Genomic DNA, 16888 nt, shown 5'->3' on the forward strand with positions numbered 1-16888 from the left:
AACGTGGGGACGCTCAAACGCAGGCTCCTGGGCCTGTTGTTCTTCGTCGTCGTCATCGGTCTGCTGGCGGTCTCGGTGCTCAAGTTCCGGGGGACGTTCGACGACTATTCGACGGTGACGCTGCGTACGGACAACGCGGGCAACTCGCTGGTCAAGAACGCCGACGTGAAGGCCAACGGGGTGGTCGTCGGCTCGGTGCGCAATGTGGACGTGGAGCCCGGCGGCAAGGTCAACGTCGAACTCGGCATCAATCCCGACCAGATGCACAATCTCCCCGACGGCACCACGGCCCGGGTGCTCCCGAAGACACTGTTCGGTGAGCGGTACATCGCTCTGCAAATCCCGGAGAGCTCGGACGGCGGCACGCTGAAGGACGGATCGGTGATCCTGACCGACCCGAAGGGCAACTCGCAGGAGGTCGAGGATCTCTTCGACGCGCTGCTCCCGGTCATCAAGGCGATCCCGCCGGAGGACCTCAACGTGACGCTGAGCGCGATCTCGCAGGCGATCGGCGGCAAGGGCCACCAGATCGGCGAGATCGTCGATCGGCTCAACACGATCTTCACGCGGGTCAACGCGAACATGACCGATCTGCAGGGCACCATCCGCGGACTGGCGTCGTTCTCGCAGACCTACTCCGAAGCGGTGCCGGACATCATCGACGCGCTCGACAACCTGCGCATCACCGGTAACACCGTGGTGGAGCGGCAGGGCGATCTTCGGTCGACCATCCAGACGCTGAGCGTGGCCGCGGTGGACACGACCAAGTTCCTCAAGGCCAACAAGAAGGACATGCTGAACCTGTTCATCGACTCCGAGCCCTTCCTGAAGGCTGCGGCGCGCCAGTCGCCGACCTTCGGCTGCATGTTCCACAACTTCGCCACGATCGTCCCGAAGGTGGGCCCGATCGTCGGCAAGGGCACCGCCAACCCCGGCGTCCACGTGAACCTGCAGTTCGTGAACCCGCGCGGCCGGTACCTGCCCAACCAGGACGAGCCCCGGCTGCTGTGGGTGGATCCGCCCGCCCGCTGCTACGAGCCCGCAACCAACGGCCGCCCGTTCCCGCAGTACCCCGGCGGCGGTGTTCCCGACGGCTCGTACCAGCCGCCGTCGCGTAACCCGGGTCCCAAGACCTGGCCGGATCTGCCTCAGCCGCAGTTCAGCGGCACGCCGAGCGGCACCGTGTCGGAGACCGACTACCAGCGCCAGATGCAGGTGCTCTACGGGGCGTCGTCGGGTGTGAGCCCGGAGCAGGTGCCGCTGTGGGTCACCTCCATCGGTGCCGGATCGCTGCAGGGAGCGCAGGTGACCGTCAAATGAGAGGCGTCGTCGCACCCCTGGTGAAGCTGATCATCTTCGCCCTCATCACGATCTTCGCCACCGCGATGCTCGGTCTGACCATCGCCAACGCCGGCTCCGGCGGCAAGGCGAGCTTCAAAGCCGTGTTCGACGACGCGGCCATGCTGAACCCCGGCGACGATGTGCGCATCGCGGGCGTCCGCGTCGGCCAGGTCGAGAGCGTGGAGATCACCGACCGCAACAAGGCGCTCGTCGGATTCAGCGCCGACCGTGATCGGCTGCCCAAGGGCACCCAGCTGTTCATCCGGTACCGCAACCTGACGGGACTGCGTTACATGGCGCTGGAGAAGGGGCCCGGGTCGGCGAACGACACCGTCGGCGCCGGATACACCTTCACCAACTCGCCCACGCATCAGAGCACGCACGACGCGGTGAACCTGACCGAGCTGTTCAACGGCTTCCGTCCGCTGTTCAAGCAGATCACCCCGGAGGACATCAACAAGCTCGCCGAGACCATGATCAAGGTCTTCCAGGGCGACATGGACACCACCATCGGCGACCTGATCAGCGACACCGCTGGACTCACCAACGCCCTGGCCGACAAGGACAAGGTGATCGGAGAGATGATCACCAACCTGACCAAGGTGCTCAACACGGTGAACCGGAACGACGACCAGTTCACCAGCCTCCTGGTGAACACCGAGAAGCTCATCACCGGGCTCGCGGCTCAGCGCGGGTCGGTGGGATCGGCGATCACGTCGGTGTCGAACCTGACCACGGTGACCGGTTCGATCCTGAGCAAGACGCGACCGGCCATCCAGGGCGACATCGCGGGGATCAAGTCGCTGTCGGACCAGCTGAACTCGCGCGATGACGACATCGAGAAGGCGCTGACCAACCTTCCGGTCAAGCTGCAGAAGATCGGCCGGGCCGCGACCTTCGGCTCCTGGTTCCAGTTCTATCTGTGCGGCATCGACGTCGTCGCGGGCAACGGTAAGTCCACCCTGCTGACGCAGCCGGTGGTGCCGCTGCCGAACATCAACCACGTCCTCTACACCAGCGCCGCCACGCGATGCTGGCGCGACATGAAGCCCGGGGGGTGAGCATGACCGACCGACAGAACACACCCGACGGGCAGCCGGAAGTTCCGACGACGCCTAAGAAGAGCCGACGGTTCGCCGGCCGACGGAGTGCGACGAGCATCGGCGCACTCGGTCTGCTGATCCTGATCATGGCCGCGGTGTCGTCCTTCTATCTGAAGGACCTGCCGCTGCTGGGCGCGGGAGCGCGCTACACCGCGCAGTTCTCCGAGGCCGCCGGGCTCAAGGCGGGCAACGAGGTCCGTGTCGCCGGCGTCAAGGTGGGCGAGGTGACCGAGGTCGCGCTCGACAACGACAAGGTCGACGTCACCTTCACCGCGAACAACACCTGGATCGGCAACCAGACGCAGGCGTCTATCCAGATCAAGACGGTGCTCGGCCAGAAGTACCTGGCGCTGAACCCGCGCGGCAGCGAACTGGCCGACCCCCGGGTCAAGCTCACCGACACGGTCGCGCCGTACGACGTCATCGAGGCCTTCGGTGACGCGGCCGATCAGATCGAGAACGTCGACACCGACGAGGTCGCGAAGTCGCTGCGAACGCTGTCGGCCGCCTTCTCCGGCACCAACGCCGACGACATCAACTCGTCGTTGACCGGCATCTCGCGGCTGTCGAACACGATCGCGAGCCGCGACCAGGAGGTGCAGCGGCTGCTGAAGGCGACCAAGGACGCCTCCAAGATCCTCGCGGACCGGAACGAGGAGTTCACCCGGCTGATCGCCGGCGCCGGCGTCCTGCTCAAGGAACTGAACAACCGGCAGAAGAGCATCTCGGCTCTGCTCGCGAGCACCACCACGCTGAGCAAGTCGCTCAGCGGCATCGTGAAGGACAACGAGGCGCAGATCGGTCCCGCACTCGATTCCCTCAAGGGCGTGACCGACATGCTGACCAGGCAGAACAAGAATCTGCGCGACACGATCACGTACATGGCGCCGTTCTACCGCGTCTACGCGAACGTGCTCGGCAACGGTCGCTGGTTCGAGGCGACGGTCACCAACCTGCTGCCGCCCGCACTGCCGCAGCAGAACACGACCAGGCTGCCGAACATGACTAAGAATCTGAACAACGGTGGAACGGGGGCCGGCGGATGACGGAGTCAGGTCAGACCTCCGGTCTGTTCAACAAGCGCAACATCGTCTACGGCGCACTCGGTCTGGTGCTCGTCCTCATCATCGCCGCAGGCGGCTGGTGGGCGTCGACCCTGATCGGCACCACCAAGGTGCACGCCACGTTCACCAGCGCGGTGGGCATCTACAAGGGCAGCGACGTCCGGGTGCTCGGCGTCGACGTCGGCAAGGTCACCGACGTGACCCCGCGCGGCGACGTGGTCGAGGTCGACATGCGGGTGAACCGCGGTGTGAAGCTCCCGGCCGATGTCAAGGCCGTGCAGATCATCCCGTCGATCGTCGCCGACCGCTACGTGCAGCTCACCCCCGCCTACTCCGGCGGGGCGCAGGCGGGAAGCGACGTGACGCTGTCGACCAAGCAGACCAAGGTGCCGGTGGAGATCGACGCGATCTACGCCAACCTTCAGAAGCTGTCGAAGTCGCTCGGACCCGAGGGCGCGAATCAGAACGGTGCCGTCACGGACTTCGTGGACGTCTTCTCGAAGAATCTGGACGGCAACGGCGCGAAGCTGGGCGAGGCGATCACGAACCTGTCCAAGGCCGCGGGAACGCTGTCCGACGGCAGCACCGACCTGATGAGCACGATCCGCAACCTGAACGTCTTCGTGGGTGCGCTGAAGGAGAACGACGCGCAGGTCCGGCAGTTCAACAGCCAGATGGCCTCGTTCAACACCTTCCTGGCCGGCGAGCGCGACCAGCTGGGCAAGGCGCTCGACAGCCTGTCGTACGCGCTGGGCGATGTCGCGACGTTCATCTCCGACAACAACGACAAGATCGGTCAGGCCGTCCGCGACCTGCAGCCGACGGGTCAGGCGCTGCTGGACAACAAGGATCACCTGCTCGAGATCCTCACCGTCCTGCCGGTCACGATCAGTAACCTGATCAACGCCTACGACGCGGAGTCGGGCACCGTCGCGATGCGCGTCAACATCCCGGAGTTGCAGGACCCGCTGGCCGCCGGCTGCCGGTTGCTCGACTTGGGCAAGCTGCTGCCCGGCAATCCGATGGCCGTCGACTTCAGCCGCAAGCTCGCGCCGCTGGTCAACAACTGCAAGAACGTCGCCACGCAGATCACGAAGGGCGTTCTGGAACCGGTGCTGCCGGTGCTGCCCTTCGGAATCATGAGCGGTGACAAGGAGCAGAAGAACCCGGCACCGGGTACCGTCCCGGGCAATCCGGACCCGAGTCTTCCTGGAGGACAGCGATGAAGGTGAAACTGTCGACGCGAGCCCGCGTCGCCGGTATGGGTGCCGCACTCGCGACCGTTCTCGCGGTGACCACCGGTTGCTCCGGTATCCAGTCGGTACCTCTGCCGGGCGGTGTGGACGTGGGGTCGAACCCGCGGACCTACAAGGTGGTGTTCAACAACATCCTGGACCTGGTCCCGCAGTCGGTCGTGAAGATGGACGGCATTCCGGTCGGCCAGGTCACCAAGGTGGAGGTGCCCACCGGTGCCTGGGATGCGCTGGTGACGATCAAGGTCAAGAACAGCGTCGATCTCTCCGACGAGGCCTCGGCCTCGGTTCAGCAGACCAACCTGCTCGGCGAGAAGTTCGTGGCGCTGTCCGAGCCGCAGGGCGTGACGGCGCAGACGCCGCGTCAGCCCGAGTCGGAACCCATCCAATCGGACCGCACCCGCACCGTCACCGATATCGAGCAGTTGCTCGGCGCACTGTCGATGCTGCTCAACGGCGGCGGCATCAACCAGCTCGAGCCGATCATCACCTCACTGAACGAGGCGCTCGGCGACCGGCCGAACACGGTGCGCTCGCTGCTGAAGCAGTCGGAGAAGTTGATCGACAGCCTCAACAAGCAGCGCGACGACATCATCAGCGCGATCGACGGCGTCAGCAAGCTGTCGGCGCGTGCCAATCAACAGACGGCTCAGATCGAGCGGATCCTGAACCAACTGCCTGCGGGTGTGAAGGTGCTCGAGGAGCAGCGCCCGCAGTTCGTTGACCTGCTCACCAAGCTCGACGATCTGGGCCAGGTCGGCACCGACATCCTCGGCAAGGCGCACGATCAGATCATCACCGACCTGAAGGCGCTGCGCCCGATCCTGTCGGAGCTCGCGAAGTCGGCACAGGACGCGGTCACCGCGTTGCCGCTGATGCTGACGCATCCCTTCCCGGACGATCTGCTGCCCGGTGTGCACGGCGACTCGACCAACCTGTTCGCGACCCTCGACCTCCGGCTGCTGAATCAGCTCGAAGCGCTCGGCGTGGGACAGGGCAAGCCGGTGTACCAGGCGCCGACCGTCAGCCCGCCGAAGATCGACCCGAACAACCCGTACATCAACGGCAACGGACCCCGCTGGGGCTGGCCGACGATCTCGCTGCTTCCGCCGGCGGCCAACTCGCGGAAGGGTCCGAACACTCCTCCGTCGGGTGGCACGTACCCGATGAATCCGTCGTCGGGGACCGCCCAGAGCAAGTCGGGCCAGAAGAACTCGGTGCAGAAGAAGTCGTCGGACAAGAAGGCTCAGTACTCGCCGATGCCGTCGGGAGACGAGAACTTCCTGGACGGGCCGCTGCGGATGCTCGGAGGTGGTGACCAGTGACCAGTCGTCTCGTCAAGATTCAGCTGATCGTCTTCGTGGTGATCGGTGTGCTGGCGATCGTCTACGTCGGTGCCAAGTACGCCCGGCTCGACAAGCTGGTCGGCGTCTCCACCTACAAGGTGACCCTGCACATGCCCGACGCGAGCGGCATCTTCACCAACGCGGAGGTGACCTATCGGGGAGTGCCGGTGGGTCTGGTCGGTGACATGAAGATGGTGCCGAACGGCGTGGACGTGACGCTGGACATGAACTCCGGCGCACCCAAGGTCCCCGCCTCGGCTCAGGCGGTGCTGGCGAACCGATCGGCGATCGGTGAGCAGTTCATCGACCTGCAGCCCAAGACGAGCGCGGGGCCCTACCTGGAGAACGGATCGCGCATCCAGGGCGCCGAGACGCCCCCGAAGCTGCAGGACGTCATCGCCGACACGATCAGCCTCACCAAGACCATTCCGGTCGATCAGCTGAGCAGTGTGATCCGTGAACTCGGCACGGCGTTCAACGGCAAGGGCGAGGACCTCACGCACTTGATCTCGTCCCTGGACAAGCTGTCGAAGGACGGCGTCCGGAACATCGAACCGATCACGCAGCTGCTGCAGAACTCCAATGTGGTGCTGTCGACGCAGGCCGACCAGTCCGACGAGATCCTCGCATGGTCGAAGAATCTCGACCGGGTCTCCGCCCAGCTGGTGAGTTCGGATCCGGCGATCCGCCGCATTCTGACGAACGGCCCGCCGGCGGGCACCGCGCTCTCGACCTTCCTGCAGGACAACGGTGCGGATACCACCAAGCTGATCCATCAGCTCGGCGGAACCGTTCACGCGGCGGCGCCGGCGTCGTTCGCCACCGGTGCCACCTTCGCGATGCTGTCGGCATTGTCGGCGGGCAGCCACAGCGCCGCTCCCGGCGACGGCCAGATCCACTTCGGCATCGTTCTGGAGACCGGCAACCCGGTGAGCTGCACCAAGGGCTACGAGAGCACGTGGGCGATGATCGCCGAGATGAAGAAGCGCAACCCGAACTTCGACGTCAATTACGACGATTTCCCGTTCAACACGAAGGCCAACTGCAACGTGCCCGAGGGGAACCCCACGTCGGTCCGCGGTGCCAACCGCGCCGCGCTGGCGAATCCGTACATCGCACAGCCGTGGGACAACACGCCGAAGAAGGATCCGGACAAGTTGAACCTGAATCCGCTCGCGACCCAGCTGGCCGCTCTGATGGGTGTGCATCCGAAGTGACGCCCGGCCGATCCGTCGCCGTCTCCGCGGCGGCGACGGATTGGCACGGCGTGCCTCGCGATGACTACAGTTGCGCTCGATGACACACGAAGACACCAGCCAGCCGCAGGACGAACCGGTGGACGCCGCGACGTCCGCCGAGCCTCCCGTCGCGTCCGAATCCGCTGAGGCGGACACCGTCGAGGTGAAGTCCGCTGAGGCAGAGACCGCTGAGGTGGAGACCGCTGAGGCAGACGTAGAGGACGACGCTGCCGAGGACGACGCAGCCGCGCCGAAGCGTTCCCTGCGGTTCTGGTCCCGGTGGTCCAGCGGCACCGAGGAGGCCGACACCGACGACGCGTCCGCGCGGTCGCCTTTCGCCTCCTTGGCACTGGCTGCCGCCGTCGCGGCTCTCATCGCTGCGGTGGTGTGTCTCGGATACTTCGGCTACACGGGGATCCGCGCATACACGGTCGACTCGGAGGCCGATCAGCTCCGCAACGAGTCGGTCGATGCGGCCGAGCAGGCCGTCCTCAACATCACCGCGGTGGACCCCAAGGACACCGCGGGCTGGAAGAAGCGTCTGGAGTCGTCGCTCACCGGAGATGCCCTCAAGCAGGTGAACACCGGCGTCGTGGCCGACGTCGAGCAGCGTGTCGCGGCCTCCGGGGGACAGGTCGGCAAACTCGAGTCGCGTATCACGCGCAGCGCCACCACGGAGCTGAGCACCGACGACGACACCGCCACCGTTCTGGTGTTCGCGAACGTCGCATCGACGATCCCCAATCAGCCCGTCGCGCAGCAACAGATGGGCTTTCTCCTGACGATGGTCGACGTCGACGGTGTGCGTAAGGCGACCAAGGTGGTCGCGCTGAACCCGATCGACTACACCGACACCGGCTCCGGGGTGTCGACCGCGCCCGGCCAGGGCACCGCGGACCAGTCGCAGGACTCGCAGCCGCAGGAGGGTGGAAACTGATGGCCGGCGGACGTCCGAACAAGCCCGGTTCCGGAAAGCGGACACCGAAGGTCGCGGGCCGAGCGGCGCCGCGCGTCACGGTATCGAGGCCGGTTCAGGCCGACACAGACGAGCAGATGCAGCACTCGACGGTCCCTACCGAGCCCGTCGATACCGCCGGACCCACCGTGTCCGGTGTGGAGCGCAAGCGCCAGGTGGCCGCGCAGAAGGCGGCCCGGGAAGAGGCCGCCGCTGCCCTGAACCAGGGGCGCCCCCCGCGCGACACCTCGTCGACACTCCGGCTCGCGGCGATCACCGGGGCCGTCGCCGTCGTACTCGGCGTCATCGCCACCGTCCTCGCATTCCATCCCGGTGTCACCGTGAGCGACAACCGTGCGTTCGTCGACCAGCGCGAGACCGACAAGGTGCTCAGCCAGGCGCGGGCCGGCGCGTGCGCGCCCTTCCAATTCGACTACAAGAAGCTCGACCAGTGGGCCGCGTCCACCCGCGACACCTTCACCGGTGGAGCGCTCGACCAGTTCGAGACCTTCTTGAAGACGAACCGCAGTGTCATCGAACAGTCCAAGACGGCGTCGGAGTGCCAGATCGACGCTCTCGGCCTGTCGGACCTCACCGATGATCGCGCGGTGGTGGTCGGCACACTGATCGTGAGCACCTCGCGGGACGGCGTGATCGCCGACTCCCAGGTGCCGCATGTCCAGTACACCTTGACCAAGGACGATGGCGGGAATTGGAAGATCAGCGAAGTCGGACAGTTCTGATCGAGGGCGCTGAACAGGCTTTTCTGACCGATTCGGCGCGTTTCGCTTGACGTGACAGCCTCGGCACGTCACGCTGTCACAAGTTGATTGTCTCCAGGTAGGCAGCCGTCGACAATCATTCTCCGGCAGGGGTATACCCATTGCCATAGATATCTGATACAGTTGGACGTTGCGCTGGCTGCCTCCTGTCCGCTGATCGATCATCCTTCCAGCCCTCCCTCCGGGGACGGTTCTCGGGTGTGATGTTTGTGCAGGTCGCACGACCACCGCAGGCCACCATGGCCACGCACCGAGAAACTTCGTGTTGGAAGGACGCATCTTGGCACTCGACCGCCAGTCCACCTCAACCACAGCGGGAATCATCCCGGGCGCGCCGCACCGCGCTTCCTTCGCCAAGATCGACGAGCCGCTCGAGGTTCCGGGTCTGCTGGATCTGCAGCTCGACTCGTTCGAATGGCTTGTGGGTACGCCCGAGTGGCGCGCAAAGGCGATTGCACGGGGTGAGGAGAACCCGGTCGGCGGACTCGAGGAAGTCCTCCGCGAACTCTCGCCGATCGAAGACTTCTCGTCCTCGATGTCGCTGTCGTTCTCTGATCCGCACTTCGACGAGGTCAAGGCCTCGATCGATGAGTGCAAGGACAAGGACATGACCTACGCGGCGCCGTTGTTCGTCACCGCGGAGTTCATCAACAACAACACCGGTGAGATCAAGTCGCAGACCGTCTTCATGGGCGACTTCCCGATCATGACCGACAAGGGCAGCTTCATCATCAACGGCACCGAGCGTGTCGTGGTGAGCCAGCTGGTCCGCAGCCCCGGCGTCTACTTCGACTCCACGATCGACAAGACCACCGAGAAGACGCTGCACTCGGTGAAGGTGATCCCGGGCCGCGGCGCCTGGTTGGAGTTCGACGTCGACAAGCGCGACACCGTGGGTGTCCGCATCGACCGCAAGCGTCGTCAGCCGGTCACCATCCTGCTCAAGGCACTCGGCATGACCAACGAGGACATCGCCGAACGCTTCGGCTTCTCCGAGATCATGATGTCGACCCTGGAGAAGGACGCGACCACCAATCAGGACGAGGCCCTGCTCGAGGTCTACCGCAAGCTGCGTCCGGGTGAGCCCCCGACCAAGGAGTCCGCGGAGAGCCTGCTGGAAAACCTGTTCTTCAAGGAGAAGCGCTACGACCTCGCTCGCGTCGGCCGCTACAAGATCAACAAGAAGCTCGGCCTCACGGCGAACCCGATGGTCGGCGAGTCCACGCTGACCACCGAGGACATCATCGCCACGGTCGAGTACCTGGTGCGCCTGCACGAGGCCGACCCCAACATCACCACCATGATGACCGTCCCGGGCGGCGTCGAGGTGCCGGTCGAGGTCGACGACATCGACCACTTCGGCAACCGCCGGCTCCGCACCGTGGGTGAGCTGATCCAGAACCAGATCCGCGTGGGCCTGTCGCGTATGGAGCGGGTGGTGCGTGAGCGCATGACCACCCAGGACGCCGAGGCGATCACCCCGCAGACGCTGATCAACATCCGCCCCGTGGTCGCGGCCATCAAGGAGTTCTTCGGAACCAGCCAGCTGTCGCAGTTCATGGACCAGAACAACCCGCTGTCGGGGCTGACGCACAAGCGTCGTCTCTCGGCGCTGGGTCCGGGCGGTCTGTCGCGTGAGCGCGCCGGCCTCGAGGTCCGCGACGTGCACCCCTCGCACTACGGCCGCATGTGCCCGATCGAGACCCCCGAGGGTCCGAACATCGGTCTGATCGGTTCGCTCTCGGTGTACGCGCGGGTGAATCCGTTCGGCTTCATCGAGACCCCGTACCGCAAGGTGGTCGACGGTGTGCTGACCGACGAGATCGAGTACATGACCGCCGATGAGGAGGATCGCTACCTGATCGGTCAGGCCAACACCAACTACGACGCCGACGGCACCATCACCGACGAGCGCGTCCTGGTCCGCATCAAGGGCGCCGAGGTGGAGTTCGTTCCGGCCAAGTCGGTCGAGTACCTCGACGTGTCGCCGCGCCAGATGGTGTCGGTCGCCACCGCGATGATCCCGTTCCTCGAGCACGACGACGCCAACCGTGCGCTGATGGGCGCCAACATGCAGCGCCAGGCGGTGCCGCTGGTCCGCAGCGAGGCGCCGCTGGTCGGCACCGGCATGGAGCTGCGTGCGGCGGTCGACGCCGGCGACGTGATCGTCACCGGCAAGACCGGTGTCGTGGAGGAGGTCTCTGCCGACTTCATCACGGTGATGGCCGACGACGGAACGCGCGACAGCTACCGGCTGCGCAAGTTCGAGCGCAGCAACCACGGCACATGCGCCAACCAGGTGCCGATCGTCGACGAGGGGCAGCGGGTGGAGGCCGGTCAGGTCCTGGCCGACGGCCCCTGCACCGACCAGGGCGAGATGGCGCTGGGCAAGAACCTGCTCGTGGCGATCATGCCGTGGGAGGGTCACAACTACGAGGACGCGATCATTCTGTCGCAGCGCCTCGTGGAAGAGGACGTGCTCACCTCGATTCACATCGAGGAGCACGAGATCGACGCCCGCGACACCAAGCTCGGTGCCGAGGAGATCACCCGGGACATCCCGAACGTCTCCGACGAGGTGCTGGCCGATCTCGACGAGCGCGGCATCGTCCGCATCGGTGCCGAGGTCCGCGACGGCGACATCCTGGTCGGCAAGGTCACGCCGAAGGGCGAGACCGAGCTCACCCCGGAGGAGCGCCTGCTGCGCGCGATCTTCGGTGAGAAGGCTCGCGAGGTCCGCGACACCTCGCTGAAGGTGCCGCACGGCGAGACCGGCAAGGTCATCGGTGTCCGCACGTTCAGCCGCGACGAGGACGACGACCTGGCGCCCGGCGTCAACGAGTTGGTCCGCGTCTACGTGGCGCAGAAGCGCAAGATCCAGGACGGCGACAAGCTGGCCGGCCGCCACGGCAACAAGGGCGTCATCGGTAAGATCCTCCCGCAGGAGGACATGCCGTTCCTGCCCGACGGCACCCCGGTCGACATCATCCTGAACACCCACGGTGTTCCGCGTCGTATGAACATCGGCCAGATCCTCGAGACCCACCTCGGCTGGGTGTCGAAGGCCGGCTGGAACATCGACACGGAGAAGCTCGAGGAGGAGTGGGCCAAGCGCCTGCCCGAGGCGATGCACTCGGCTCCGCCGAACACGAACACCGCGACCCCGGTGTTCGACGGTGCGAAGGACGACGAGCTCGCGGGTCTGCTCGGTTCCACCCTGCCGAACCGCGACGGTGAGGTCATGGTGGGTCCGGACGGCAAGGCGACGCTGTTCGACGGTCGTTCCGGCGAGCCCTTCCCGTACCCGGTCTCGGTCGGCTACATGTACATCATCAAGCTGCACCACCTGGTGGACGACAAGATCCACGCGCGTTCCACCGGTCCGTACTCGATGATCACCCAGCAGCCGCTCGGCGGTAAGGCCCAGTTCGGCGGCCAGCGCTTCGGTGAGATGGAGTGCTGGGCGATGCAGGCCTACGGCGCCGCCTACACCCTGCAGGAGCTGCTGACCATCAAGTCGGACGACGTCGTCGGCCGCGTGAAGGTGTACGAGGCCATCGTCAAGGGCGAGAACATCCCCGAGCCGGGCATCCCGGAGTCGTTCAAGGTGCTCCTGAAGGAGCTCCAGTCGCTGTGCCTCAACGTGGAGGTCCTCTCCAGCGAGGGCACCGCCATCGAGATGAGCGACACCGACGACGAGGACCTCGAGCGCGCTGCTGCCAACCTTGGCATCAACCTGTCGCGCAACGAGTCCGCCACGGTCGACGATCTCGCCAACTGATCCTCACCTGACTAGAAGAGACACTGAAAGGCAACTAGTGCTCGACGTCAACTTTTTCGACGAACTGAAGATCGGCCTTGCGACGGCCGACGACATCCACAACTGGTCGTACGGTGAGGTCAAGAAGCCGGAGACCATCAACTACCGCACGCTCAAGCCCGAGAAGGACGGCCTGTTCTGCGAGAAGATCTTCGGACCGACTCGCGACTGGGAGTGCTACTGCGGCAAGTACAAGCGCGTGCGCTTCAAGGGCATCATCTGTGAGCGCTGCGGCGTCGAGGTGACCAAGGCCAAGGTGCGCCGTGAGCGCATGGGCCACATCGAGCTGGCCGCCCCGGTCACGCACATCTGGTACTTCAAGGGTGTGCCGAGCCGGCTGGGCTACCTGCTCGACCTGGCGCCGAAGGATCTCGAGAAGATCATCTACTTCGCCGCCTACGTGATCACCGCCGTCGACGACGAACTGCGTCACGCCGAGCTCTCGACCCGCGAGGCCGAGATCGGTGTGGAGCGCAAGGCGATCCTCGACGATCTCGAGGCCGCTCTCGCCGAGCGTCAGCAGAAGCTCGAGGCCGATCTGGCCGAGCTCGAGGCCGAGGGCGCCAAGGCCGACGCCAAGCGCAAGGTCCGCGACGCCGCCGAGCGTGAGCTCAAGCGCATGCGCGACCACGCGAACCGCGAGGTCGAGGCTCTCGACGAGATCTGGGACAAGTTCACCAAGCTCACCCCGGGCGACCTGATCGTCGACGAGCGTCTGTACCGCGAGCTCGAGGACCGTTTCGGCGAGTACTTCACCGGCTCGATGGGCGCCGAGGCCATCAAGAAGCTGCTCGAGAACTTCGACATCGAGGCCGAGGCCGAGTCGCTGCGCGAGACGATCCGCAGCGGCAAGGGCCAGAAGAAGCTGCGCGCGTTGAAGCGGCTGAAGGTCGTGGCGGCGTTCCAGCAGTCCGGCAACTCGCCCCAGGCGATGGTGCTCGACGCCGTGCCGGTGATCCCGCCGGAACTGCGCCCGATGGTTCAGCTCGACGGTGGCCGCTTCGCGACCTCCGATCTGAACGATCTGTACCGCCGTGTCATCAACCGCAACAACCGTCTCAAGCGACTGATCGACCTCGGTGCTCCCGAGATCATCGTCAACAACGAGAAGCGGATGCTGCAGGAGTCGGTGGACGCGCTGTTCGACAACGGCCGTCGCGGCCGTCCGGTCACCGGGCCGGGCAACCGCCCGCTGAAGTCCCTGAGCGACCTGCTCAAGGGCAAGCAGGGCCGATTCCGTCAGAACCTGCTCGGCAAGCGCGTCGACTACTCGGGCCGAAGCGTCATCGTCGTCGGCCCGCAGCTCAAGCTGCATCAGTGCGGCCTGCCGAAGCTGATGGCTCTGGAACTGTTCAAGCCCTTCGTGATGAAGCGTCTGGTGGATCTCAACCAGGCCCAGAACATCAAGTCGGCCAAGCGCATGGTGGAGCGTCAGCGCCCCGCCGTCTGGGATGTCCTCGAAGAGGTCATCGCCGAGCACCCGGTTCTGCTGAACCGTGCGCCGACGCTGCACCGACTCGGCATCCAGGCCTTCGAGCCGCAGCTGGTGGAGGGCAAGGCCATCCAGCTGCACCCGCTGGTCTGTGAGGCGTTCAACGCCGACTTCGACGGTGACCAGATGGCCGTGCACCTGCCGCTGTCCGCGGAGGCGCAGGCCGAGGCCCGCATCCTGATGCTGTCCTCGAACAACATCCTGTCGCCGGCATCGGGCCGCCCGCTGGCCATGCCGCGTCTGGACATGGTGACCGGCCTGTACTACCTGACCACCCAGAAGGACGGTCTGACCGGCGAGTACACCGGTGCCACGGACGGCGACGTGGAGCGCGGCGTCTACTCGAGCCCGGCCGAGGCCATCATGGCCGTCGACCGCGGTGCGCTGACCATCCAGTCGCGCATCAAGGTGCGGCTGACCGACCAGCGTCCGCCCGCCGACGTGGAGGCGGAGCTGTTCCCGGAGGGCTGGACCCGTGGTCAGCCGTGGGAGACCGTCACCACCCTGGGACGTGTGCTGTTCAACGAGCTGCTGCCGCGCGACTACCCGTTCATCGACGAGCAGATGCCGAAGAAGCGTCAGGCCGTGATCATCAACGATCTCGCCGAGCGCTACCCGATGATCGTCGTCGCGCAGACCGTCGACAAGCTGAAGGACGTGGGCTTCTACTGGGCCACCCGCTCGGGCGTCACCGTCTCGATGTCGGACGTTCTGGTGCCGCCGGCCAAGGCAGAGATCCTGGAGCGCTACGAGGAGCGGGCCGACGGTCTGGAGCGCAAGTTCCAGCGCGGTGGTCTTACCCCCGACGAGCGTCGCGACGCCCTGGTCGAGATCTGGAAGCAGGCCACCGAAGAGGTCGGTAAGGCGCTCGAGGACTACTACCCCGACGACAACCCGATCACGATGATCCCGAAGTCGGGTGCCACGGGCAACATGACCCAGGTCCGCAACCTGTCGGGTATGAAGGGCCTGGTGACGAACCCGAAGGGTGAGTTCATCCCGCGCCCGATCAAGTCCTCGTTCCGCGAGGGCCTGACCGTTGCCGAGTACTTCATCAACACGCACGGCGCTCGTAAGGGTCTGGCGGACACGGCACTGCGTACGGCCGACTCGGGCTACCTGACCCGTCGTCTGGTGGACGTGTCGCAGGACGTCATCGTCCGCGAGACCGACTGCGGCACCGAGCGCGGCATCGTGGTGCCGCTCGGCGAGAAGCAGCCGGACGGCAGCATCATCCGCGACGCCCACGTCGAGACCTCGGCGTACGCCCGTACGCTCGCGGCCGATGCGGTCGACGCGGACGGAAACGTCGTGGTGGAGCGCGGGCACGACCTGGGCGATCCGGCCATCGAGGCTCTCCTCGCGGCAGGCATCTCCGAGGTCAAGGTCCGTTCGGTCCTGACCTGTGCCACCGGCACCGGCGTGTGCGCGCACTGCTACGGCCGTTCGATGGCCACCGGCAAGCTCGTCGACATCGGCGAGGCCGTCGGCATCATCGCGGCGCAGTCGATCGGTGAGCCCGGCACGCAGCTGACGATGCGTACCTTCCACCAGGGTGGCGTCGGTGACGACATCACCGGTGGTCTGCCGCGAGTCACCGAGCTGTTCGAAGCCCGTGTCCCCAAGGGCAAGGCCCCGATCGCCGAGGTCTCGGGCCGGGTCCGCATGGAGGACGACGACCGGTTCTACAAGATCACGATCATCCCGGACGACGGGAGCGACGAGGTCGTGTACGACAAGCTGTCGAAGCGTCAGCGTCTGCGCGTGTTCCGCCACGAGGACGGCAGCGAGCGTCTGCTGGCCGACGGCGATCACGTCGAGGTCGGTCAGCAGCTCCTCGAGGGCGCTGCCGATCCGCACGAGGTGCTCCGCGTGATGGGCCCGCGTCAGGTGCAGATCCACCTGGTCAACGAGGTCCAGGAGGTGTACCGGAGCCAGGGTGTGTCGATCCACGACAAGCACGTGGAGACGATCGTCCGCCAGATGCTGCGCCGTGTGACGATCATCGACTCCGGCGCCACCGAGTTCCTGCCCGGTTCGCTCACCGAGCGCGCCGAGTTCGAGGCGGCCAACCGGGCCGTCGTCGCCGAGGGCGGGGAGCCGGCTGCCGGCCGACCGGTCCTCATGGGCATCACGAAGGCCTCGCTGGCCACCGATTCGTGGCTGTCGGCGGCGTCGTTCCAGGAGACCACCCGCGTGCTGACCGATGCGGCGATCAACAACCGCAGCGACAAGCTCGTCGGCCTCAAGGAGAACGTGATCATCGGTAAGCTGATCCCGGCCGGTACCGGTATCAACCGCTACCGCAACATCGAGGTCCAGCCGACCGAGGAGGCCCGCGCAGCGGCGTACGCCCTGCCGACCTACGACGACACCTACTACAGCCCGGACGGCACCTTCGGTGCCCCGAGCGGTGCCGCCGTTCCGCTGGACGACTACGGCTTCGGCAGCGACTTCCGCTGATCCGACCGAACGCAGGGTCCCGTCTCCATCC

The 16888-nt window shown here is 65.8% G+C and carries 10 protein-coding genes; all 10 read left to right on the top strand.

What is annotated here, in order from left to right; translation table 11 throughout:
- Positions 1 to 3: 3 nt before the first annotated feature.
- The 10 genes from GSI01S_RS00920 to GSI01S_RS00965 all read left to right on the top strand — a co-directional run bounded on the left by GSI01S_RS00920 (position 4) and on the right by GSI01S_RS00965 (position 16857).
- Positions 4 to 1320, top strand: coding sequence for an MCE family protein (locus tag GSI01S_RS00920; protein WP_006894402.1), 1317 nt, complete (start codon positions 4 to 6; stop codon positions 1318 to 1320).
- Positions 1317 to 2402, top strand: a complete 1086-nt coding sequence (locus tag GSI01S_RS00925; protein WP_006894403.1) for an MCE family protein — start codon at positions 1317 to 1319, stop codon at positions 2400 to 2402. Before GSI01S_RS00920 ends, GSI01S_RS00925 begins: the two co-directional genes overlap by 4 nt.
- 2 nt (positions 2403 to 2404) lie before the next feature.
- The gene (locus GSI01S_RS00930; protein WP_006894404.1) at positions 2405 to 3490 is read left to right on the top strand and encodes an MlaD family protein; all 1086 of its coding nucleotides are present in this window, start codon (positions 2405 to 2407) and stop codon (positions 3488 to 3490) included.
- Positions 3487 to 4734 (top strand): MCE family protein, encoded by a 1248-nt coding sequence (locus GSI01S_RS00935; RefSeq protein WP_006894405.1) that lies wholly within the window; start codon positions 3487 to 3489, stop codon positions 4732 to 4734. The genes GSI01S_RS00930 and GSI01S_RS00935 overlap by 4 nt, the downstream gene beginning before the upstream one ends.
- Positions 4731 to 6086: an MCE family protein gene (locus tag GSI01S_RS00940; protein ID WP_006894406.1), complete on the top strand. Its 1356-nt coding sequence runs from the start codon at positions 4731 to 4733 to the stop codon at positions 6084 to 6086. Before GSI01S_RS00935 ends, GSI01S_RS00940 begins: the two co-directional genes overlap by 4 nt.
- Positions 6083 to 7324 carry an MCE family protein gene (locus GSI01S_RS00945; protein WP_006894407.1) on the top strand — a complete coding sequence of 414 codons (1242 nt, stop codon included), beginning with the start codon at positions 6083 to 6085 and terminating at the stop codon, positions 7322 to 7324. Before GSI01S_RS00940 ends, GSI01S_RS00945 begins: the two co-directional genes overlap by 4 nt.
- A 79-nt stretch (positions 7325 to 7403) precedes the next feature.
- Complete coding sequence (locus tag GSI01S_RS19415) at positions 7404 to 8282, top strand: hypothetical protein (RefSeq protein ID WP_006894408.1); 879 nt, start codon at positions 7404 to 7406, stop codon at positions 8280 to 8282.
- Positions 8282 to 9043, top strand: coding sequence for an Rv1363c family protein (locus tag GSI01S_RS00955; protein WP_006894409.1), 762 nt, complete (start codon positions 8282 to 8284; stop codon positions 9041 to 9043). The genes GSI01S_RS19415 and GSI01S_RS00955 overlap by 1 nt, the downstream gene beginning before the upstream one ends.
- A 319-nt stretch (positions 9044 to 9362) precedes the next feature.
- Entirely contained in the window at positions 9363 to 12863 is a 3501-nt protein-coding gene (gene rpoB / locus GSI01S_RS00960; protein WP_006894410.1) for a DNA-directed RNA polymerase subunit beta, read from the top strand.
- A 37-nt stretch (positions 12864 to 12900) separates the two neighbouring features.
- Positions 12901 to 16857, top strand: a complete 3957-nt coding sequence (locus tag GSI01S_RS00965) for a DNA-directed RNA polymerase subunit beta' (RefSeq protein ID WP_006894411.1) — start codon at positions 12901 to 12903, stop codon at positions 16855 to 16857.
- Positions 16858 to 16888: the final 31 nt, after the last annotated feature.

The organism is Gordonia sihwensis NBRC 108236, assembly GCF_000333035.1.
GTDB classification, from domain to species: Bacteria; Actinomycetota; Actinomycetes; order Mycobacteriales; family Mycobacteriaceae; genus Gordonia; species Gordonia sihwensis.